The 581-nt window shown below is 67.0% G+C and carries 1 protein-coding gene; it reads right to left on the bottom strand.

Features of this window, described 5'->3' with window-relative positions; all coding sequences use genetic code 11:
- Window positions 1–581, bottom strand: a 581-nt coding sequence (locus NKJ40_RS31810) for a tyrosine-type recombinase/integrase (protein ID WP_352469396.1), incomplete at both ends; no start/stop codon positions are given.

Raw genomic sequence — 581 nt, 5'->3', positions numbered from 1 at the left:
TTTCGCGTCATCTCCGCGGAGGCATGGCCGAGCTGTTTTTGCACATAGCGTTCGTCGACCTCGGCCGACGAGGCGAGGCCGGCGCGCAGTGAGTGGCCGGCGAATTTCTTGGCCCGTTCGCCCTCCGACAGATCGCCGCGCACGCCGGCGGCGAGCGCCGTGCGCTTGACCAGCCGTGCGACCTCCTGGTCGTTCAAGCGATCGGCACCGACGGCTCTGCCTTGACCAGCAACGCGCCGGAACAGCGGTCCGTGCGCAATGCGCGCCAGTCTTAGCCAGGTCTGCAGAGCGACCACAGGGCAGGTGGCATCGGAGGAGCCGCGGCCGATTTCGACCTCGCGCCAGCCGGTTTTGCCGCGCAATGTGACAAGCAGACCCTTATCGGCAAAAATCTCGACCCAGCCGCGTCCGTCCTCGGTCTGATCCCTGGCGACGTCGAGGCCGACGATTTCGGATCGGCGAAGGCCGCCGGCGAAACCCAAAAGCAGCATGGCGCGGTCGCGCAGACCACGCAGCGTGCCGCGGTCGAGGGTCTCGAGCATGGCGATCAGATCCTCGGGCAGGATCGCTTCCTTCTGCCG

It is taken from the genome of Mesorhizobium sp. M0119 (assembly GCF_040322615.1).
GTDB lineage: Bacteria > Pseudomonadota > Alphaproteobacteria > Rhizobiales > Rhizobiaceae > Mesorhizobium.
The sequence above is the reverse complement of the archived record's forward strand: the minus strand, read 5'-3'. Positions and strand labels throughout refer to the sequence as shown.